Here is a 22355-nt window from a genome sequence, read left to right as displayed (position 1 = left end):
AATGATTTTTTGCAATGTGACGTATTTATTTGATTTGAAATATGTTTTTGTTATTCCCTTCAATGCACCACTTTTGATTTGTATCAAAAAGCTAAAACAGTTTAAATTACCTAAAATTGCGATAATTATAGATTTTTATTTTAAAAATGTTATTTAAATGGTTTTATGTTTTTATTTAAGCGATCTCGTCATGAATGATTATGAGAAAAATCCTAACGACGGAGGGTTTTTTCGTCATTCGATTGGTTGTCCTGAAACATAATTCAAATAATACTTTTTCGGCGCGGTAAATCCCGTTCGCATTTAAATGGAGCTTCCAGGTTATTTATTAAATGGCACCTGGCAGTACGTTTGTTCTCAGGAGATGAAAATGAAAAAATTATTACTGGTGGCCTCTCTGGTTTCTGTATTTGCTGCTGCAAATGCTATGGCTGATGTTACGGCATCTGCCACCGCATCATGGGATGCAACGGCAACGAAAGATACAACCAGCCTGCTGGTCGTGACCCCATTGAACTCGCTGACGTTTCAGTATGCAGAGGGCCTGAATGGGTTTAACACTCAGGATGGCGCTTTTGATGTGACGATTCAGGGACAGGAAAGTGCAACCGATTTTGAACTGACTGCTCAGGTCATCAGCAATACGCTGACCAATGCAAGCGGTGATGCATCTACCCTGAATGTGGGCGTGGCATGGAATGGTCAGGCGCTGTCTAACTCTGCCGAAACCGTTCTGGTGAATGCGGCTTCCACTTCAGGTCTGGAAAGCCTGCTGGCCGATGGCGCCTATAACGGCGCTGAGCGTGTAAGCGATCAGTCCAGCTTCAAATTCTCCATCGCTTCAGCGACTTCTGACGGTTCGACTGCTGTAACTGACTATTCTGCGCTGCCGGATGGTTACTGGACGGGTGACGTAAAAGTTCAGTTCAATGCAACCTGGACCACTCCAGCGTAATGAATATTAATTCGGGAGAGGCTCTCTCCCGAATTTCGCAGGAATGCACTGATGAAGAAATATTTGCCACTCGCAGCGCTGGCAGGGATGGTCGTATCCTTTTCCAGTCTGGCGATTAATGTGGGTGATATCACGTCGATAATGACGGCCGATCAAAACGCGTTATCAAAAGAAATTATCAACACCACTGATTCCGCCCGCTATGTGAGCGTTACCGTAAAAAGGCTCTCTTCACCGCTGCCTGACGGAACAGAAATGCAATTTGAAACGTCGGGAGAATTACTTTCTACACCGGCGAGCCTTATTTTACCCGGTGAGGCGAAAGATGTTTTTCGCTTTTTCTATAAGGGCCCTGAAGATGACAAAGAACGTTATTACCGGCTGCAGTGGGTTGACGAACCCGTAAGCGAAAGCGCATCGACTAAGGCTGGCAAAGCCGCGATTGCGACGGCGTCGGCAGAAATCGGGACAATTCTGGTCGTGGCGCCACGCAAGGAACGATTTGAATACGGTCGTGACGGGGATGTCATCACCAACAAAGGCAACGTCTCGTTTCGGGTCATTGCTTACGGAGCCTGCAAAGAGGCGTCACAGGATCGGGGACGCGGGTGTCGCGAGCGTTATTACGTCATGCCAGGTACAAAAATAAGATTGCAGAAAAGCGATGTGTCAAACAGTCGCACCCGCATTGGGATTTGGCATGGCAAGCAATTTATTACAGTGAAGTAATACACGGCGTCATTTCCGGTACCAGTAATAAAAATACCGAAAAGTAAGGATGCGTATGTCTTTTAAATATCTTATAGGAGGGAGTTTATTACTCTCTTATGCGCTAACATCAGGGGTTGCGCATTCTGCACCGGTTAAGATTGGTAATTATGTTATTCCAGGGGCATTCGCGCGTTCTCTTGAACAGGGGATGACGGTCCCCGTTTATATCCGCTACCAGGAGACGGATACAAAAAGCCAACAAAAAATTGCTGATGCGGTCATCTCGCTGGTTGAGGGAAATATCGTTGTAAAATCCATTATGGTTGCCGATTTGCCCAATAACGCGGTGCTTTCAGAAAAAACGCGCGAGATGGTGGAAAAAATAGGCGATGCGAAATTTATCGACAATACCTCTCTTGCCCTTTCGCGAGACGCACGGCTGAAATTAAACGTCTCCTCTTTTCATCTGGAGATGATTGTCAGCCGGGATGCCCTGACTGAAGCGGTAGTCGCCCGCAGTTCATTGCTGGGACCGTCCAGCGTTGATCGACTGTCTACTGTGCTGAATTACAACTTTGGCACCTATTACAATGACTACCGCAATGGCAGCAGCTCTCGCAGTTATTTAACCCTGGATAACACCACCTCGTTGAGAGAGCACCACCTCAATATCAATGGCTCGGTCTATGGTATTGGCGAGAGTAACCGCTCCAGCAAACTCTATCGTGCCATGTATGAGCGCGATTATGAGGGTTATCGTCTGGCGTTGGGCATGCTCGACACCTGGAACGTTCAGTCGATCGCCAGCCTCAATGCGCTGAATGGCGGCAAGATCTACGGCGTCAGCTACGGCAATAAAGGCAGTACGGTGGTTGAAAACACCTCCCTGTCCTTGATCCCAATAACCATATTTTTGCCGTCTGCCGGTGAAGTGCATGTGTTTCGTGATGGGCGCTTGTTAAGCGTTCAGAACTTCAACATGGGCAGCTACGAAATTGATACCAGCCGGTTCCCTTACGGTGTGTATGACGTCACGGTGGATGTCGTGGTAAATGGCCGGACGGTGAACACCCGCGTCAGTCGGGTGAATAAAATTTTTGCCCGCCAGCAGGCCGCAGGCCTGCATGAAGTCGCATGGCAAATTTTTGGCGGTTCACTTGATTACGACCGCGTGAGTTATAAGCGCAATCATTACCGTGATGCCGGCAGTGAACAGACCTGGATTGCGGGTGGTGCGGCCTCGTTAACCCTGGCAATGCTCTCCGGGCTCACCCTGAAAACGACAGGCTATGGGTTTGATGACAATGCCGTCAATGAAACGGACATTACTCTTAACGTCAACGAATATGCCAGCGTCGGGACACAAACGCTGGTGGCGAACGACGGAACATGGCGCAACGTCAGCAGCGCCAGTCTTAATGCTCCAGGCGGGTTTGGATCGCTGTGGGCGTCGCGGGAAGACAGCAAAATCGGTAACCGTCTGCCGGTGCAGGAGCGGGATAACTATTCGGTTGGCGCAACATTGAACCTGAGCCGGTTTATTCCGCACGGTGGCACGTTAACGGTCAGCCAGACCGAAAACCGCTATTCCGGTAATACCTACCGAAACCTGGATTACAGTACCACCCTCTATGCGGGACGGTACGCCACAGTGGGGTTACGGGCCGGGGTACAGCGCTATTACTACAACAATACGAATGATGACGGACGTCAGGAACGCTATGTCAGCCTGGATTTATCGCTGCCGCTGGCCTCGTGGATGAGTGTCGGGGTTTCACGCGATCGTTACGGCGCAACACAGGGCAATATCAGCGCGCGTAAACAATTTGAGGATAGCGTCATTACGTCTGCAGGCATTTCCGCCTCGACTCGCCTGAGTGGAGAGCAGAACTACGACAACAATTACGCTGTAAATGGCAACCTGAGTTATGACACCCGCTATAACGGCGGTACGGTTTCGGTGACCCGTTCAGCGGACAATTCGACCAATATGAACTTCTCCTCTCAGGGTTCCGTTGCCTGGGCGGGTGGGGATTTTGGTCTGAGCAAAGAGCGACAGCGCTCGGGCATTATTGTGAAAACCGATCTTGTGGGTGACGGAAAGCTGGCCGCAAAAATAAATAACCGAAATTATATTCTTAGCGGCAAATCGAGCTTTATTGCACTCCCGCCTTATGCGCAATACAAGCTGGAAATTATGAATGATAAAAACTCTGAAGACAGTTTTGACATTGTCTCGGGCCGTAAACAGGCGCTTAACCTTTATCCCGGTAACGTCGGCGTGGTGTCACCTGAGGTGAAAAGCATGGTGACCGTGTTTGGCCGGGTGCGATATCCGAATGGTGAACTGGCGTCAAATACGGACATTCATAACCACATCGGCAAAACGCGCACCGACGCGAAAGGTGAGTTCGCTATTGATATTGATAAGAAGTATCCCGTTATTACCCTGGTGTCCGCCAACGGTAATATCTGCGAAGCGGATTTAGATCTGGAAAAAGCCAGGGGCGCTGCGTGGGTAGGGGATGTTAAATGTGCACCGCAAACCACGATGGCGCAGAGATAATGCTATGAAAAAAAGTGCTTCCGTTTTTATTTCGCTCCTGTTTTTGGCGGGGTTAATTCCCTTCTCCGCAAGGGCACTGACTGCCTCATCGTCAGGGGCGATCAACAACACGTTTTTATTTATCGAGAACGACATTGACGGTGAGTATTTCATTACGCCGTCCGCGTTAGATCCCCGTTTCAGCGGGTCAAATACCTGGGTTAAATACGGCACATCCCAGGTCAGCCTCGGTTATCTGGGTTATGTCATTTGGACTGCGCCGGCCAATAATTATCAGGATATGTGGATTGATAATTCGCCCATTGATGCTCCTTTCACAGGAATACGCTGCTACCGAGGTTCGCAGTGTCCGACGACGGGCTACATTGCCGGGCAGGGGGTGGATAACAATGGTTTTTACCACGCGCAGGTTGGATCCGTGGCGGGGGTTATTGGCGGAGCGTATGGCTTTGCTTCGCTGAGCAACTCAGCCTATGAGTATTTTCGTAATATGCCGACGGGTGGCAGCGAAACCTATGTTTTTAACCGCTGCTATACCTCGGTTAACTATGATTACGCCTCAGGACAACGCTGTAAGGATCAGACAACAGGTCGCTGGAATTACATCAATTACACGTTAAACAAGCGGGGACATCTGGCGCTGGAATCAACAAGTGCCTTTCAGGAGCTGTGGATCGCCAGTGATGGAACCCCAAGCATCACAAATGATTCCGGATCCTGTGAGCTGGGTGTTGTCAGTAACGTTGATGGCGTAATTTGTAAAATGGTCAAATACAACCTTGAGCAGACACAAAATTTGACGGCATCGTTGACGTTCAGAGCGTATATCGATTCTGCTGCGTTGGGTTTTACCCCTTCCGCAACCACCGTGAAATATTCAGGAAATGGCTCGACATGGTATAACTTCAGCGCCTCGACGGCGTATTACAACGTCTTTTCGTCATCTGGCCAGTATATCTATGTCTTTTTGTCGAAAACATTCCTTAAGAATCTGGTGGATGCAGGCGTCAGTATTACCAACAGCCAGCCCTTTACGTTTGCGTTTACGAATGCATTAACCCCGGAGTCAGGCTATTACCAGTTTACTCCCTCTTTGCAGCTCAATATTGTGCCGAAGGAGTATGGGATTAGCATTGTCTCATCGAATAATACGGCCTCTGCCAGTGGAAGCGGCACCATCGGAGATGACGCGCCGATCGAGATGGATTACGTCGTCACCGTATCGGGACCCCGTCAGGCCGACAGTATTACGGCCCAGGTTATCGGGGACAGCACGACAATCAACGATACCCCTTACTGCCTGTTTACGTCGGCCCAGGGGGGGATAAACGTGCCTGTCCCTGCCTATCTGCAATACAACACCGCGTCGGGAAGCCCTACTCAGGTGAGGAACAGCTGCAGTGAAAATGCCATTAGTCTGAACGATGCGTTATGGCAACAGGTGCCATGGGATGCCAACAACACGGATGATGGCAGCTTTTTCAGCACCAACTTAACGCTGCTGTTCCCGATGAATGATTCCCGCTCAGCACTGACGGTGGCTGGCGCTGACTGGGAAGGCGTGGTCAGCGCCAGTGGTGAAATCAAAGTCACCGCGAACTGGCTGGGAGTAACAAAATGATGCGCTGGCGGAAGGTCACGGAGGGTGTGGTGGGACTCTGCATTGCGCTTTACACGCTTTCTGCCCACGCGCTGTATCTGGACTCCACGATCTATGATATTCCCGCAGAGCGGTCGTTCATTAGCAAACGTATTTACAACGACAGCCACAAACAGAATGTGTACAGCATTTCGGCGATTAAAATCGACCGTCCAGGACCGGGTGGGGAAAAGCGTCTGCCAATAGAGGATGGGGAGTTGCTGTTTACACCGCTCACGTTTTCGCTCGCCCCGGACGCCGGGGAGTATTTTAAGATCTTCTATCGCGGGCCCGAGGATGACAAAGAGCGTTACTACCGGATTCAGTTTCGCGAGATGCCGGTAACGCTGTTTGCTGAACGTCATTCAGGCAAAGCAAGTGAAGCTGTGCCCGCTATTGCATTGGATACGATACTTGTGGTCAGGCCCAGAAAGCTGACGCTAGGTTATACTCTGGATGAGCAAAAAGGGGCGCTGACAAATACCGGCAATACGTTTTTCAGGATCATCGTACACAAGGGATGTCAGTCAACCGATGACGAGGCGACGATGCGCTACCTGCTGCCTGGAGAGACCTACCAAAGCAGCGCGTTAAACACTAAAAATAAAAAATTCATCGTTGCGTTGAAAAAATATATACCGATAGGCGATGGTTGTTTTAAAAATAACAGTTAAAGTTTAAAGAAACAGTTCTTATATTGCTAACTGAACTCTGGGAATATATTCTGTACTGCGTGCTGGCATTGCCGCCGATAATAAAAGAGTTCCCGGATGAAAAAGATAATCAATGATCATATTGTATACGATTCAGAGACCAGAGCGCTAAGTGTACAGGGAGAAAGAGTGATTCTGTCCGCTGCAACGGCAAGATTACTGGAGCTCTTTATTGCGAACAACCGCAAACAATTACATCGGGATCTGATTATAGACGAAGTGTGGGGAAGGTATGGGTTGATCCCATCAGGTCACAGTCTGAATAAAAATGTCAGTATTTTGCGCAAAACGTTAGCAGAACTGGGAATGGATAATCTGATCGCAACTATCCCCCGAGAAGGATTTGTTTTTCAGGCGCAGATCGAAAACGTAATAGAAGATGCGTTGCCGCATAGCATCACTGCATTAACCTCCGCCACCAAACCCGGGTTAAGGCGATACGGTAAAACGATCGTTGGCGGAATGTTAGGCATCAGCCTGGTGATATCTGGCTTTGTCCTTCTGCCAAAATTATTACGAGATACCGATGGTGTCGTGCATGTACAAAAATCCGGTTCCTGTGAAATATTTACGACAGATGATAATTCAGTTGAGAAAATATCCACTTTTTTGAATTCATCCCGATGGCAGCAATTCAAATCTATCTGTAAGGGAAGAAATAAGGTCATTGTGTTTTATGATGACAATGGATTGTCTGCAGGTAATAAACTAAAGGAATCATTTTTCAGTATTTGTACGTTAGGCTCCCGGGGAGTTGCACATGCGTGCGAAAATTATGTATTTTAGTCTTGCCGTAGCGCTTGTTATCATTTTTTTGTTTTTATTTAAACGTCATGAGGTTCCGGCAGCGCTGGTATGCTCAGCGAAGAACCATCTTGTGCTCAATACGCAAAAAACAGGTATGCACATCGAAGGGGAGGTATTGCTGGTTTTCAGGATATCATCTGCTGAAGAGGGGGTATTGTCACAAGTGGGCGTGATTAATGTTAATGGGAAAAGTTACGCCATTAACCGTTCCACGATGCTTAAATTTTTAGGTAATGATAGTGACGGCTACATACGTACCCAACGGGTTTCTGTGATCAAAAATGATAATGATGATTTGCCTGATGAGATCACGGGATTAATTATGTCTAAACAACACAACTTCTATTATAAAATAATGCATATTGCGAACAATGTGTACGGTATACGCGATTTGCGACGCACCCTGTTGGTGTGTCGGGCAGCGTAATCCTCAGAATAGGGTATCGTCTTATTCTGAAATAATAACCCATGTGTCGCATTATTTATGGTTTTTTATTCTGTTAAAATCGGGTTTATTATCACTAAAGTTTGTCTGAATGTGAATATAAGCGCATAAGTTTGTACTCATTTCGGACCTCAGAATTCGCTACCGATACAGCAAGAATATTCTTATCATTTCCCCTGCGCTCAGTTTTATTGCAAGGGGGATAAGCTACTACACACTATGCAATCTAAAGGCATTTTATTTGTTTTACCTTAAGTCTATGTGAATACCAGGTCAATTGTGAATACACTTTCCTGTTCGGGAAGGCTGCGTTTTACAATGAAAACGTGATGGTGATTATTATGAATAAGAAAAAGGTCTTCCTGCTCAGTTATGACATTTATCTTTTCGCCGGGCTTAGGGCTTTTTTGCCTAATCTGGTACTGGTCGACAGTCAGACATTTATATCAGAGTCAGACCTTTCTTTTCAGCAATACAACTCCTGTCTGTTAATTGTTGATAACCGGATGCCCTTTTTCCTGGTGAAGAAATGGCTACATCGTAACAGTAGCCAGTTTATCATGGTAAACAGCGTTGTTCTCAGGGTGAGCGAAAATGAGTGTATTAATCGAGGCTATGAATACAGTACCTCAATTGATGTAACACTGCATTATACGACCGTCATCGATATACTCACGCGTATACTGATGACCACCCCGCAACCGGAATCACGCGTAAAATCAGATGAGCTGGACGTTTTCGCGTTAACCGAATTTGAGGCAGACATGCTTAATGCCATGATGACGAAAGAGGGGCAGGCCGAATTCTGCCGGGCAAATTCATTGACCACAAAATCCCTGTATCGCTACCGGGATAAAATAACGCACAGGCTTGGTTTTAAAAATTTTATTGAATCTATTATTTTTCTTATCCGCAATGGTTTCCTGACTGAAAGAGATGTGGGGCAGAACAGTACGTTAATGCGCAAATCCACCGGGCATAGTTATGATAATAATGATGCGGGGCGTCTGAGTCTGGCACTCAAAAATGATGAAATTTTACCTTATTATCAACCCGTTGTCGGTGCAGGTGGTGAGCTGTGTGGTATAGAGATTTTGGCCCGCTGGCCATTAGGGCATAATTACACGATTTCGCAGCGAGAATTTATTCCGCTGGCAGAAAGCTGTGGCCTGATTAACGAACTCACCAGCTATTTAATGCATAAAGTTGCCAGTGACTTAAAGCAAAAGAATAACGGGTTAAATACACCGCTGTTTGTGGCGTTTAATGTCAGTCCAACCACGTTAAGTAACCCGGTGTTTTATTGGGAGTGCCTCAATTTTTTAGAGCTGACAGAATCGTTACCGGTGAAGCTCATGATTGAGATCACCGAAAATCAAACGCTGGCCGTGACGCCTGCAATAAAAGAACTGATCCGTTCACTGCGTAATCGCGGGGTGATGTTTGCTCTGGATGACTTTGGTACAGGATACGCGAATTTATGCTATCTGAATGAACTCGAACTGGATGTCATAAAAATTGATAAGACCTTTATCAACGCTATCCAGGCTGATAACCAACCGCTGCCGATGCTGGAATCGATTATTAATCTGGCGATGATTCTGGGGCTGCGTACCGTGGCGGAAGGGGTGGAGTACGCTTATCAGCGAGAGTGGCTTATCAGCAAACAGGTGGATTACCTGCAGGGGTATCATTTCCTGCCCCCGGTGCCGTTCGCTGATTTCCGGCGATTCGTCGAGCAAAGCCAGCCGGCGACAAGAGAAGCGGCATGCAAAAAGGGCAGCGTGCTGCCAGGTAAAAAGGAAAATGTGCGTTTTAACGCGCTGTAAACGACGGAAGCCCTGCGCATTTCGAGGGCTTCCGTCGGGGCTTAACGGAACATCACCTGTGCCCAGCGGGCCAGACCTGCCGTTACGGAGCCAAAGTCATCGCCACCGGCAATCGGAATACCCGGAAGCTGTTCCGCCAGCGCTTTCTTGATAAGCGGTGAGCGGGCGCTACCGCCGGTCAGGTAAATCACATCCGGCTTCTCTTTACCATTCTCCAGCGCCAGTTGCACCTGCTCGAGGATCCGCTGCAGCGGCTGGGCGAGTGCCGTTTCCAGCCCTTCCTGCGATATCGCGGTCGCCAGCTCATCACTGATAAAAGGTAATGAGACAGCGTGTTCAGCACGGTCAGAGAGGGCGATTTTGCTCTCTTCAGCGGTACGCACCACGCGATAGCTGAGACGCTGACGCCACACTTTATAGAGCAGGGCGACTTTATCCGCGTCCTGCGCGTCGCGTACCAGATCGTTCAGGAAGCGCCCGTTCGCGGTGCTGTAAAAATCACTCTGCGCCGGAACGTCGTTGATGGCGATGGCGTTCCACCAGGGCAGAATTGGCAGGGCAATGCCTTTTTCGGTTTGTCCGCCCATGCCGAGCAGCGGCATCAGGCTTTTAAATGCCAGAGCAATATCCAGGTCGTTACCGCCTACGCGGCAGCCGCTGTGGCCCAACAGGCTGGTTTCGCGGTCACGACGCTGATGCCATTGTGGCCCCATCAGCAGTAAAGAGCAGTCGGTGGTGCCCCCGCCGATATCCACAACGAGCACGCGTTGCTCTTGCGTTAATGTGGCTTCAAAATCCAGTCCTGCCGCTACCGGCTCATACTGGAAGACCACGTCACGGAAACCGGCTCGGTGTGCGGCGCGATCGAGGATCCCCTGCGCTTGCTGGTTAGCCTCTTCACCGCCCAGACCCTGGAAGTTGATCGGGCGACCAATAACGGCCTGCGTGATGGGATCGGGTACCTGGGTCTGCGCCTGGTTACGGATGTGCAGCATCATGGCGCACACCAGGTCTTCGAACATCGCCACCTGCTGTGGTTTTAACCCACTGGCGCCCAGAAACGACTTCGGTGATTTAACGAAGTAAACCTCTTCCGGATCGTCAATGTAATGGCCCAGCGATGAGAGGCCAAACTGCACGCTGGAAGGGGTCACGTCGATATCTTCGTCGCGGTTAAAACTGACCGCCCGGCGCAGCAGCGCCTGGGTTTCCGCTGCGGTAGCGGGCACCTGATGATGACGGAACAGCCATTCGCTGACCGCTTCGCGAGTGGGTGCGCAGAGCATTGATGGCAGCAGCGTGCTCTCTTTTTCCATCTTCAGGAGCTGTGGTTGCCCGTTTTGCATAATGGCAACCGAACAGTTTGCCGTACCGTAGTCAAATCCAATAAACACGATTAATCCCCATGCCAGTGAGAAGGGGCGAGACTTTAGCGAAATGTCTGCCTGGCGACAACAGGAATATGAAAGCAAGGCGAAACAAGGCCTTTCGGTTTATGCTGAGGGGAACAAAAAAGGAGCGATGATGTATACCCTGACCTGGCAACCCCCTTACGACTGGCAATGGATGTTTGGTTTCCTTGGCGCACGTGCGGTAGCGGGCGTAGAGACCGTCACGGACCACTATTATGAGCGCAGTTTCGCCTGCGAGGGGCATCAGGGGATATTTCGCGTTACGCCGGACAGCCAAACCCCTACGCTTACCGTGACGCTCAGCCCGGGCTTGATTCCGGTTGCGCAGCCCTGCCTTGAGCGTATCGGGCGGCTTTTCGATCTTGACTGCGATCCTCAGGCGATCCGCTCGACACTGGGGGATCTGGGGGCAGCACGACCAGGCTTACGGTTGCCGGGGGCGATGGATGCCTGGGAGCAGGGTGTGCGGGCGATACTCGGGCAACTGGTTAGCGTGGCGATGGCGGCAAAATTGGCTTCCCGCGTTGTCGCCCTGTGCGGGGAGCCGGTTGAAGACGCCCCGGGTTATCTCTGCTTCCCGACCCCGCACGCGCTGGCCGCAGCGGACCCTCTGGCGTTGAAAGCGCTTGGAATGCCGGTAAAGCGGGCCGAGTCGATCGTTCATCTGGCTCAGTCTGTGGTGGACGGGACGTTTCCGCTTTCCCCTCCTGCGGATATTGAGGCGGGAATGAAGGCCTTACAGCAGCGGCCCGGGATAGGACGCTGGACGGCAAACTACCTGGCCCTGCGCGGCTGGCAGGCGAAGGACGTTTTTCTGCCGGATGATTATCTGATTAAGCAACGTTTTGCCGGGATGACGCCTGCGCAAATTCGGCGGTACGCCCAGCGCTGGCAGCCCTGGCGCTCGTATGCGTTGCTGCACATCTGGTATACCGACGGCTGGGCGCCATCAGTTGATGGCGAAATAGCTGGTATTAAGCAGTAGATCCAACGGCTGCGGCTCGGCGATGGTGTCGCCGTAAATAAAATCAATGCCGATGCCGGAGAGCGTGTCCATCATGATGGGCTGGTTACACGGACCGGCGATGGTTTTCATGCCCAGGCGCTGGGCGTGCCCCTGAACGATCGTCACCATCATCTCATCCATCAGGTTGCCATAAACATTCGTCACCATTTCCGTATCAAGCATCAGATAATCGGCCATATTGGCGCTGAGGTGGCTAAAGACGTTCATATCGCGTCCCACCTGGCTGAGCACGACGCGGCAGCCAGCATGGCGAAGCTTTTGCAGGCCCTGCTGCAGGTTCTCATCCGGGTTACATACCACGTCGGCAGCGATAACCAGATGCAACAGACGGCCCGGCATGGGGCTCTTCTCCAGCAGGTCGACAAGTTCATCAACCAGCGTGACGCTTGCTAAACCTGCTTCAGACAGCGGAAGCGCGACCCCCATGCCTTTGTGGGCGACCTGTGCGGCGGAGGTGCGGAAAAACTCGTTGAAGATACGTCTGTCAAGGGCGTGCAACAGTTCAAGCTCCGCAAGTCCGGAGCGGAACGCATGCTCTTCCTGCACTTCGCCCTGGCTGGTCCACAGGCGTAATGAAATCAGCCAGAAGTTGCAGCTTTCCGGTATCCTTGGAGACGCGACGCTGCGGGCAATCATCATCAGGTGATTGTCTTTAATCATGTGCCACTGCTCATCAAGCGACATCATGCTGCGCATGCCGTGGTCCCGTTCCTGCTGGGGTTCATAAACCGTGACGACGCCGCGTCCGCTGTTTTTCGAGGCGTAACAGGCGATATCCGCCTGCGACATGATTTCTGAAGCCTGATGGTTATTTTCATCAATCAGAGTAATACCCGCGCTGGCGCCGATCCGGTGCAGACGTCCTTCCCACATAAAGTGATAGTCATTGATGGTGTTAATCAGGCGGCCGGTAATATAACGCGCGCTTTCGATATTGCAGTCCGGGAGCAACAACCCGAATTCGTCCCCGCCGAGACGAGCCAGCACGTCGCTGGAGCGGAGCATGGTCAACATTAATGACGAAAGCTCCCGCAGCAGAGCATCACCCGCCGCATGGCCTGCGGTGTCGTTGACGGCTTTAAAACGATCGAGATCGATAAACACCAGCGCATGACGCTGGCGTGTCTCCTGTACGGTTTGTAAGAGACGTTTGAGGTGGTTTTCGAAACTGACCCGGTTTGCGAGGTGGGTGAGGGCATCGTGCGAGGCACTGTAACTGAGCTGACGCAGCATTTTGCGCGATTCCGTCACGTCCTGAATTACAATCACGGAGCCAATGTTTTGCCCGTCCAGCGTACTGAGCGGGGTAATGCTGTAGTGGATATCGTAGTTGCCGCCGGTACGGCAGTTCAGCACCACGTCCTGGTCTATATCGGAACGAGACATATCGCCGCTGTGAATATTCTCCATCAGCGGTCCCTTTTCACCAAAGGTGATGTGCAACACCTTCAGGACTGGCTGCCCGATAGCCTCGGTCTGCAGCCAGCCGCTCATCTTCTCGGCAACCGGGTTCATAAAGGTGACATTCATGTCGATATCGGTACACAACACCGCTTCGCCGATGGAATCGAGGGTAATGTGCAAACGCTCTTTTTCCTGGAACAGCGCTTCGTTGAGCTGCTTCACCTCGGTCATGTCCATGTTGATGCCGAGCAGGCGTTCGACTTCACCCTGTTTGTTCAGTACCCGGTTCGCCAGAGAGCGTATATGGCGCACGCCTTCTTTAACACGAATGCGGAACTCAAGCTTAAACGGCAAACGTGAAATGAGGGAATCCCGGAGCACCTTTTCAGCGTGAGCGCGGTCTTCCGGGAGCATCGTTTCGTGCCAGAGCTGCCAGGTGGGCTTGATGTGCGGCGGGATCTCATACAGCTCAAACATCCGCTTATCCCAGCTGATAATGTCCGGCTCCAGATCCCACTCCCAGATGCCGATACCGCCCGCTTCGTTGGCGAGGGTGATGCGCTCCATCAGGCGTTTATTGACCCACTCGGTCTGCTTCAGGTCGTTAATATCTTCAATCTGGGCGATAAAATAGAGCGGTGAACCGTCGGTGTGGCGTACCACGGAGACGGCAAGCAGTGCCCAGACCACTTCACCATTGCGGGTGTAGTAACGCTTCTCAAGGGTGTAGGTGTTGATGTCGCCGTTGACCAGCTGCTCCAGCTGTTCGAGATCGGTATTCAAATCTTCCGGCCAAGTTAACTGCTGGAAGGTGAGGGCCTGAAGCTCCGTCTGGCTGTATCCCAGGAAGTTACACAGGGCTTTATTGGCCTGAAGCCACTGCCCCTCAATGCTGACCAGCGCCATGCCAATGGCGGAATACTCCATCGCGTTACGAAAACGCGCTTCACTTTCGGTGATATGTTTGCGTTCGGCGCGAAAGGCATACATCACCATGGTCATAATATTGGCCGGCAACAGCATCATCAAAAAGGGCAGCCAGGGCGCGTTTAGCGTCACCAGCAGGTTTTGCGGCGTCATGGATGCAGGGTTACGCGTCATGATCAGCGAGACCATCATCACGGTGACCAGAAACACCAGAAACGCCTCCATTCGCGGCAGGCGCACGGCGCTCCACATAAGCAGAACGATAACGCAGGTGAAGGGCCACGGCAGCCAGGTAATCGCCATCCAACTGAGAGCCAGCGTCACGGCCATGGTGGCGAGCGTTTCCAGCAGCAATTTTGGGTTGCGGTGACGCAGCAGATAATGAGGTTTAAACAGTAACCCTAACGGCACCAGCGCCAGCGCACCAATGGCTTCTGATAACACCCAGACGAGGAAATTACGCAGCGGCTCCGGACCCGGCACCAGAAGATACACCAGCACCCCGCCAACCAGCGGTGGCACCAGCGCACTGCCGATGGACAGACGGATCCAGTCATTCAGATTCTGCAGGGGGTTATACCACGGGAGCAGTTTACGCAGTAACACCGCGCCAATCACGGCTTCAACCACGTTGATAGCGGTATAGGTCGGGTTGATCGACGACCAGGAGAAAAGCATCCACGCGGCCAGGATATTGCCAAACGAGCAGGCCAGAGCGATACCCGGCCACATCTTTCCTGCATGACGGTAAAAGGCCACCATCATGATGGCGGTAGGGAACCAGAGCGGGGCGAGCAGGGTGCCGAAGCGGGTCAGCTCCAGCGAAAATAAGGTAAAGATAAAGGTGACCAGGCCCAGACAGACAAGTCGCAATAAAGGATGTGGGGTGGTAACCAAAACCCGCTGGTATTGTTTATTCATTACCGCTTTATCCAGAGACGCCATGCCGTCAGGAGAGAAATCCGGACGAGTGAATTTGATAATTTGGTTTATGCTAGTACAAACAATTTACAATTCATATGGCGACTGCTCATAATTTGACATCATAGACTTATTAAATAGTTACTCGGTAAAAAATCCCCGGCAAACGCTGAAAAAACGTGCGTTTAAATTTCACAAAGGGATCATTTCGTCGCTTTTCACCCTGTCTCGCAGAACCTGCGCTTTCGACTGGTATCATGCCCGCGAAATCCCTATAATTGCCGCGTTTGACGCTCCGGCGTCGTCCTTCCTTAACATCCAGGTTAATCAGGTCGCTAAATTTATGACTGATAAGTCTCATCAGTGCGTCATTATAGGCATCGCCGGCGCATCGGCTTCAGGTAAAAGTCTTATTGCCAGTACGCTTTACCGCGAACTGCGTGAACAAGTTGGTGATGAGCATATCGGCGTCATTCCCGAAGACAGCTATTACAAAGATCAATCCCATCTGTCGATGGAAGAACGCGTAAAAACTAACTATGACCATCCTAATGCGATGGATCACAGCTTACTGTTCCAGCATTTAGAAGCACTTAAAAGCGGCCAGGCAATTGAACTTCCCGTCTATAGTTATGTAGAACATACCCGTACGCAGGAAACGATCCGTATCGAACCGAAGAAGGTCATTATCCTTGAAGGTATTTTGCTTCTGACCGACTCCCGTCTGCGTGAATCAATGAACTTCTCGATTTTCGTCGATACGCCGCTGGATATCTGCCTGATGCGCCGCATTAAGCGTGACGTGAATGAGCGTGGACGTTCGATGGACTCCGTGATGGCGCAATACCAGAAAACTGTCCGCCCGATGTTCCTGCAATTCATTGAACCATCCAAGCAATACGCCGATATCATCGTGCCTCGCGGCGGTAAAAACCGCATAGCCATTGATATCTTAAAAGCGAAAATCAGCCAGTTTTTTGAATAAGCCGCGCGAATTGTGTACCGTTCAGGGATAACCTGGTTTTGCCCTGAGTCTTTATGGCTTCAGGGTACGATGCATGAAAGGAGAAAGTGCGATGCGTCTTTGTGATCGCGATATTGAAGCCTGGCTGGATGAAGGCCGTCTGTCTATTACACCACGTCCACCAGTGGAGCGTATCAATGGTGTGACTGTTGATGTGCGCCTGGGAAATAAATTCCGCACCTTTAGCGGCCATACCGCACCGTTCATCGACCTTAGCGGGCCGAAGGATGAAGTCAGCGCCGCGCTTGATCGCGTGATGAGTGATGAAATCGTTATTGACGAGGGCGAAGCCTTTTATCTGCATCCGGGTGAACTGGCGCTGGCGGTGACCTATGAATCCGTGACGCTGCCTGCGGACCTGGTCGGCTGGCTCGATGGCCGTTCTTCTCTGGCGCGACTGGGGCTGATGGTTCACGTGACCGCGCACCGTATCGATCCAGGCTGGTCGGGCCGTATCGTGCTCGAGTTCTTCAATGCCGGTAAACTGCCTCTGGCACTGCGTCCCGGGATGATGATCGGCGCACTGAGCTTTGAACCGCTAACCGGTCCGGCAGATCGTCCTTATAACCGCCGTCAGGACGCTAAATATCGCGACCAGCAGGGTGCGGTCGCGAGCCGTATTGATAAAGACTGATCGTTAGTCCACTGAGGATGCTATGAGAAGAGTTCTGACAACGCTGATGATTTTGCTGGTGGTTCTGGTTGCTGGCCTTTCGGCGTTAGTCCTGCTTGTTAACCCTAATGATTTCCGTGCTTACATGGTGCGGCAGGTCGAAGCGCGTAGTGGTTATCAACTGAAGCTTGATGGGCCGCTGCGCTGGCACGTCTGGCCGCAACTCAGCATTCTCTCAGGCCGCATGTCGTTAACCGCGCCGGGTGCCTCCCAGCCGCTGGTCTCTGCCGATAACATGCGTCTTGATGTGGCGTTGATCCCGCTCTTTTCACACCAGTTGCAGGTCGACCAGGTGATGCTGAAAGGGGCGGTGATTCAGCTGACTCCGCAAACTGAAGCCGTGCGTGACTCGGATGCGCCGGTCGCCCCGCGGGAAAATACGCTGCCCGACGAGCCGACGGATACGGGCTGGTCATTTGATATAGCCAAACTGAAAGTCGCCGACAGCGTGCTGGTTTTCCAGCATGAGTCCGACGAGCAGGTAACCGTCCGTAACATCAACCTGAAGATGGAGCAGGACGCCCATCATGTTGCCTCGCTGGAGTTTAGCGGAAGGCTGAACCGCGATCAGCGCGATCTCAATCTGTCGCTGAACGCCAACGTGAATGCCTCAGATTACCCCCATCAGCTCACGGCGGATATTCAGCAGCTGAACTGGCAACTGATGGGAGCCGATCTTCCTGCCCAGGGGATCACCGGTCAGGGAACGCTGCAGGCCGTGTGGCGCGAAGAACAAAAACAGCTTGAGCTGGATAATCTCAACCTGCAGGCGAACGACAGCAGTCTGACAGGGCAGGCGAGCGTCACGCTTGAGGAGAAGCCGAAGTGGGTAATGAATCTGCAGTTTGACAAGCTCAATCTGGAGAACTTACTTCCGCCTCAGCCAGCAGGTGCAACCGACGGTAACGCTGCTCAGAATGGGCAAAGCCAGCCGTCCAAGCCGCGTCCGGTCATCTCCTCGAGTCTTGATCAGCCAGACTATAACGGTCTTCGTGGATTCACGGCCGATATCTTACTGAAAGCTAACAGCCTGCGCTGGCGCGGTATCGATTTTACCGACGTGAGCAGCCAGATGTTTAACCATAACGGTTTGCTGGTGATCTCCGAACTGAGCGGCAAAATGGGCGCCGGACATCTTTCTCTGCCGGGCACGCTGGACGTGCGTAAAGAGACGGCCAGCGCCGAATTCCAGCCGCGTCTCGACAACGTTGAGATTGGTACCATCCTTAAAGCCTTTAATTACCCGATCTCCTTAACGGGCCAATTGACGCTGGCGGGTGACTTCTCGGGGACGAAGATTGATGCTGAGGCTTTCCGCCGCGAATGGCAGGGGCAGGCCCATCTTGATCTGAAAGATTCCCGTATGGAAGGGCTTAACTTCCAGCAGCTGGTGCAGCAGGCGGTGGAGCGCAGCAGTGATGTCAAAGCCCAGGAAAACTACGACAGCGCAACGCGCCTCGACAGCTTTACCACTGACCTGACGCTGGATAACGGGCAGCTCACCCTCGACGGAATGCAGGGGACATCTTCACTCCTGTCGTTAACCGGTGAAGGTAAGCTGGATCTGGTGAAAGAGACGGCGGATACCCGATTTAACGTGCGGGTACTTTCCGGCTGGCAGGGTGAAAGTAAACTGATCGACTTCCTTAAAGAGACGCCGGTTCCGCTCACTGTCTATGGCAAATGGCAGGCGCTGAATTACAGCCTTCAGGTGGATCAGATCCTGCGCAAACATCTGCAGGACGAAGCGAAACGTCGTCTGAACGACTGGGCGGATCGGAATAAAGATTCACAGTCAGGGAAGGATGTGAAGAAGCTGTTAGATAAGCTTTGATGCCCGAGCGCCCGGTAGCGCACATGCTACCGGGCAAAACAACTCATTAAACCTCATAGTCCAGTTCTTCTTCATCCCGCAGTGGAATGAGCTGCACCTTCTGTACACGGTGGCTCTCAACCTGCAACGTTTTAAGCAGATAGTCGCCCACCTGAACCTCTTCTCCCGGTTGCGGGATACGCTGCAAATATTCCATCAGCAGACCGGCAATAGTGTGATACTCGCGTTTTTCATCCAGCGGTAGCGGCACATATTGCACCAGGTCTTCCAGCGGCATATGGCCGTTCGCCGTCCACGACCCGTCGGCATTTTTCTGGATGTCGTGGCGCGCATCAATCTCATCCACCTCGTTGGGCAAATTACCGGCGATGGTTTCCATGACGTCGCTGAGCGTGACCAGTCCTTCAACGGAACCGAATTCATCCACCACAAAGGCAAAGTGAGTGCGCGCGTTACGGAACTGCTCAAGAGCAGAAAGCAGCTGCAGTCCCTCAGGGAAGACCAGCGGCTGGCGTACCAGGGCACGCAGATTAAGTGCTTCACCGTGCAGCTGCTGTTGCAGCAGGTCGATGATGTGCACCACGCCCAGCAACTCCTCTTCCTCTTCACCGCCGGTGACAACCACGCGGGTGTGCTGGTTTTTATCCAGCAGGGCGCGAATGTGCTCCTCCGATGCCGTCAGGTCGATATGCTCAATGTCATGCCGTGATGTCATGATGCTGCTGACCGTCCGCTGATTCAGATTGAGCACGCGCTCAATCATCAGTCGCTCCTGCGGATTAAAGATCAGCCCGTCACTGTGATCGGCAAGCATCGCGGCGGATTCTGCATCCAGTTCTGCATCCTCTTTTTTCCCGCTCAGCAGGCGCATGACCGTGTCGGCCGTGCGTTGACGTAACGTCTGATTTGCTGAGAGGAAGCGGCGACGGTTGAATATCGCCAGCTGGTTCAGCGCTTCAATCATTACTGAGAAACCAATGGCGGCATACAGATAGCCTTTCGGAATGTGGAATCCAAACCCGTCTGCCACCAGGCTAAAGCCAATCATCAGCAGGAAACTCAGGCAGAGAATAACAATGGTCGGGTGGCTGTTAACGAACCGGGTCAGGGCTTTACTTGCCATCACCATCAGCGTAATGGCAATGATCACTGCGGCCATCATCACGGCCAGGTGGTCAACCATCCCGACGGCGGTGATCACCGAGTCCAGTGAGAAGACGGCGTCCAGCACCACGATTTGCGCCACCACAGGCCAGAATTTTGCCCCGCGTCGCTGGGTCGGGTTTTCACTGTCTTTGCCTTCGAGCCGCTCATTAAGTTCAACCGTCGCTTTAAACAGCAGGAACAAGCCACCGAAGAGCATGATCAGGTCACGGGCGCTGAAGCTCAGGCCGTGAACGGAGAACAGAGGCTGTGTGAGCGTGACCAGCCAGGAGATAGAGGCCAGCAGCAGCAACCGCATCACCATCGCCAAAAGCAGGCCCGTTACGCGAGCGCGGTCACGCTGAGAAGGGGGCAGTTTTTCGGCGAGGATGGCGATAAAGACCAGATTATCAATACCGAGCACCAATTCGATGACGACCAGCGTCACCAGTCCGGCCCAGATTGATGGATCGGCAATCCATTCCATAGTAATAGCAATACCTTCTGTTATATGACGAATGTCACACTTCGATCATGGATAAAGCGGCGGGAAATTGCAATGCCGGGCTGAGATTTCTCTTAATAAGGCCGAACAAAAAGAGAGCAATACGCTGGCGCTGTAAATAAGGTAATTACGTATATTTTATTACGCACAGTACATTTTAGGATATATCGCAATTAATGGTTTTTATTGTTGCTTTGTCAATATAAAGAAAATCCTAAAAGGTCAAAACTTTGCTCTTAATATTAATCTTAAAAACAGTTATTAGGACAGTTGTCTCCTTGCCTGCTATTAGGTTAGCTGCAACAATTCCTCCAGCATCAAATGTTAAATCTCCTTGTTGCTATTATTGTTTCGGTCTTCAGGAATGGTTATTGATTATCCGTCGGGCGTTTTTGCGGCTGATATATTTCCAGAAGACCTTGTTCAAGAGGGTGTCTATCCATAACACATTGTTTAGTCAGTGGATTGGTAACTGAAAGCCAAGGGCGGTAGCGTGCCTGAAAGCGTGTGAATCAGCCTCGATTATTCTGTCAATAGCCAATGGATGAATAAGCTTTTTTTAGGACTGATGCCAGTTATATTTCTATTTGATTAACTGCATGCTGAAACCCAATACGACCCGGCTTATTTTAAATTGCACAGGATAATTACTCTGCCAAAGTGATAAATAATCAATGATGAAATCCAAAATGAAATTGATGCCATTATTGGTGTCTGTGACCTTGATGAGTGGTTGTACGGTCTTTCCCGGCAGCAATATGTCAACAATGGGTAAGGATGTGATCAAGCAGCAGGATGCCGATTTTGATCTCGACAAAATGGTGAATGTTTATCCACTCACGCCACGTCTGGTCGAACAATTACGCCCACGTCCGAATGTTGCTCAGCCGAATATGTCTCTGGATCAGGAGATTGCCTCCTACCAGTACCGTGTGGGGCCGGGTGATGTCATCAACGTCACCGTCTGGGACCACCCTGAACTGACCACACCAGCGGGCCAGTACCGTAGCTCAAGCGACACCGGTAACTGGGTACAGTCAGACGGCACCATGTTCTATCCCTATATTGGCAAGGTACACGTTGCCGGGAAAACGCTCGCCGAAATCCGCAGTGATATTACCGGCCGCTTAGCGCAGTACATCGCCGATCCGCAGGTGGACGTTAATATCGCCGCATTCCGCTCGCAAAAAGCCTATATCTCCGGACAGGTGAATAAATCCGGCCAACAGGCCATCACCAACGTACCGCTGACCGTTCTGGATGCCATTAACGCCGCCGGCGGTTTAACCGACGGTGCCGACTGGCGCAACGTGGTTCTGACGCACAACGGCAAAGAGCAGCGCATTTCGCTGCAGGCGCTGATGCAAAACGGTGACCTGACTCAGAACCGTCTGCTCTATCCGGGCGACATTCTCTACGTACCGCGCAATGACGATCTGAAAGTGTTCGTGATGGGCGAAGTTAAGAAACAGAGCACCCTCAAAATGGACTTCAGCGGCATGACCCTGACCGAAGCGCTGGGTAATGCAGAGGGTATTGATCTGACCACCTCCAACGCCACCGGTATCTTCGTGATCCGTCCGCTGAAAGGTGAGGGCAGTGCGAAAGGCAAGATTGCCAACATCTACCAGCTGGATATGTCCGATGCGACGTCTCTGGTGATGGCAACGGAGTTCCGTCTCCAGCCATACGATGTGGTGTATGTCACCACCGCACCGGTTGCCCGCTGGAACCGTCTGATCAACCAGTTGCTGCCAACCATCAGTGGCGTTCGCTACATGACGGATACGGCGCGCGACATTCATACCTGGTAATCCGCG

General features: G+C 51.4%; 16 protein-coding genes. 13 read left to right on the top strand and 3 right to left on the bottom strand.

Translation table 11 applies throughout. The features are described 5' to 3' along the window. Positions 1 to 370 precede the first annotated feature (370 nt). The 8 genes from ecpA to HV242_RS14750 all read left to right on the top strand — a co-directional run bounded on the left by ecpA (position 371) and on the right by HV242_RS14750 (position 9665). Positions 371 to 955: a common pilus major fimbrillin subunit EcpA gene (ecpA, locus tag HV242_RS14785; protein ID WP_020883247.1), complete on the top strand. Its 585-nt coding sequence runs from the start codon at positions 371 to 373 to the stop codon at positions 953 to 955. A 51-nt stretch (positions 956 to 1006) separates the two neighbouring features. Next, the gene (locus tag HV242_RS14780) at positions 1007 to 1684 is read left to right on the top strand and encodes an EcpB family pilus assembly chaperone (protein ID WP_025203674.1); all 678 of its coding nucleotides are present in this window, start codon (positions 1007 to 1009) and stop codon (positions 1682 to 1684) included. A 55-nt stretch (positions 1685 to 1739) separates the two neighbouring features. After that, positions 1740 to 4232: a TcfC E-set like domain-containing protein gene (locus HV242_RS14775; protein WP_050737050.1), complete on the top strand. Its 2493-nt coding sequence runs from the start codon at positions 1740 to 1742 to the stop codon at positions 4230 to 4232. Positions 4233 to 4236: 4 nt separating this feature from the next. After that, on the top strand, positions 4237 to 5853 hold the full coding sequence (locus HV242_RS14770) for a fimbrial protein (protein ID WP_072126439.1): 1617 nt from the start codon (positions 4237 to 4239) through the stop codon (positions 5851 to 5853). Beyond that, the gene (locus tag HV242_RS14765; protein WP_446661848.1) at positions 5853 to 6545 is read left to right on the top strand and encodes a molecular chaperone; all 693 of its coding nucleotides are present in this window, start codon (positions 5853 to 5855) and stop codon (positions 6543 to 6545) included. The genes HV242_RS14770 and HV242_RS14765 overlap by 1 nt, the downstream gene beginning before the upstream one ends. A gap of 96 nt (positions 6546 to 6641) precedes the next feature. Next, positions 6642 to 7370 (top strand): winged helix-turn-helix domain-containing protein, encoded by a 729-nt coding sequence (locus HV242_RS14760; protein WP_050737049.1) that lies wholly within the window; start codon positions 6642 to 6644, stop codon positions 7368 to 7370. Continuing rightward, entirely contained in the window at positions 7345 to 7818 is a 474-nt protein-coding gene (locus tag HV242_RS14755; RefSeq protein WP_050737048.1) for a hypothetical protein, read from the top strand. Before HV242_RS14760 ends, HV242_RS14755 begins: the two co-directional genes overlap by 26 nt. A gap of 359 nt (positions 7819 to 8177) precedes the next feature. Then, positions 8178 to 9665: an EAL domain-containing protein gene (locus tag HV242_RS14750; RefSeq protein ID WP_050737185.1), complete on the top strand. Its 1488-nt coding sequence runs from the start codon at positions 8178 to 8180 to the stop codon at positions 9663 to 9665. A gap of 41 nt (positions 9666 to 9706) precedes the next feature. Here the strand turns inward: HV242_RS14750 and yegD are convergent, their stop codons facing one another. Further along, a complete protein-coding gene (yegD, locus tag HV242_RS14745; RefSeq protein ID WP_050737047.1) occupies positions 9707 to 11059 on the bottom strand; it encodes a molecular chaperone in 1353 nt (450 codons plus the stop codon). A 130-nt stretch (positions 11060 to 11189) separates the two neighbouring features. On the opposite strand from yegD, the gene alkA reads away from it, so the two are divergent. Beyond that, positions 11190 to 12062: a DNA-3-methyladenine glycosylase 2 gene (alkA, locus tag HV242_RS14740; protein WP_050737046.1), complete on the top strand. Its 873-nt coding sequence runs from the start codon at positions 11190 to 11192 to the stop codon at positions 12060 to 12062. On the opposite strand, the gene HV242_RS14735 is transcribed toward alkA, so the two are convergent. Next, positions 12027 to 15356: a diguanylate cyclase gene (locus HV242_RS14735; RefSeq protein WP_050737184.1), complete on the bottom strand. Its 3330-nt coding sequence runs from the start codon at positions 15354 to 15356 to the stop codon at positions 12027 to 12029. The genes alkA and HV242_RS14735 overlap by 36 nt on opposite strands. A gap of 343 nt (positions 15357 to 15699) precedes the next feature. Between HV242_RS14735 and udk the strand changes: the two genes are divergently transcribed. From udk to asmA, 3 genes are all read left to right on the top strand, one after another. After that, the gene (udk, locus tag HV242_RS14730; RefSeq protein WP_020883256.1) at positions 15700 to 16341 is read left to right on the top strand and encodes a uridine kinase; all 642 of its coding nucleotides are present in this window, start codon (positions 15700 to 15702) and stop codon (positions 16339 to 16341) included. 91 nt (positions 16342 to 16432) lie between these two features. Next, positions 16433 to 17014: a dCTP deaminase gene (gene dcd / locus HV242_RS14725; RefSeq protein WP_020883257.1), complete on the top strand. Its 582-nt coding sequence runs from the start codon at positions 16433 to 16435 to the stop codon at positions 17012 to 17014. Between the two features lie 22 nt (positions 17015 to 17036). Next, entirely contained in the window at positions 17037 to 18887 is a 1851-nt protein-coding gene (gene asmA, locus HV242_RS14720) for an outer membrane assembly protein AsmA (RefSeq protein ID WP_050737045.1), read from the top strand. A 46-nt stretch (positions 18888 to 18933) separates the two neighbouring features. Here asmA and HV242_RS14715 read toward each other — a convergent pair whose 3' ends face one another. After that, entirely contained in the window at positions 18934 to 20517 is a 1584-nt protein-coding gene (locus tag HV242_RS14715) for a TerC family protein (protein WP_050737044.1), read from the bottom strand. Positions 20518 to 21209: 692 nt separating this feature from the next. On the opposite strand from HV242_RS14715, the gene HV242_RS14710 reads away from it, so the two are divergent. Further along, positions 21210 to 22349 carry a polysaccharide export protein gene (locus tag HV242_RS14710; protein WP_014170829.1) on the top strand — a complete coding sequence of 380 codons (1140 nt, stop codon included), beginning with the start codon at positions 21210 to 21212 and terminating at the stop codon, positions 22347 to 22349. Positions 22350 to 22355: the final 6 nt, after the last annotated feature.

The sequence above is a fragment of the Enterobacter sp. RHBSTW-00593 genome (assembly GCF_013784105.1).
GTDB lineage: Bacteria > Pseudomonadota > Gammaproteobacteria > Enterobacterales > Enterobacteriaceae > Enterobacter > Enterobacter ludwigii.
This window is presented reverse-complemented; position numbering and strand designations above follow the sequence as displayed.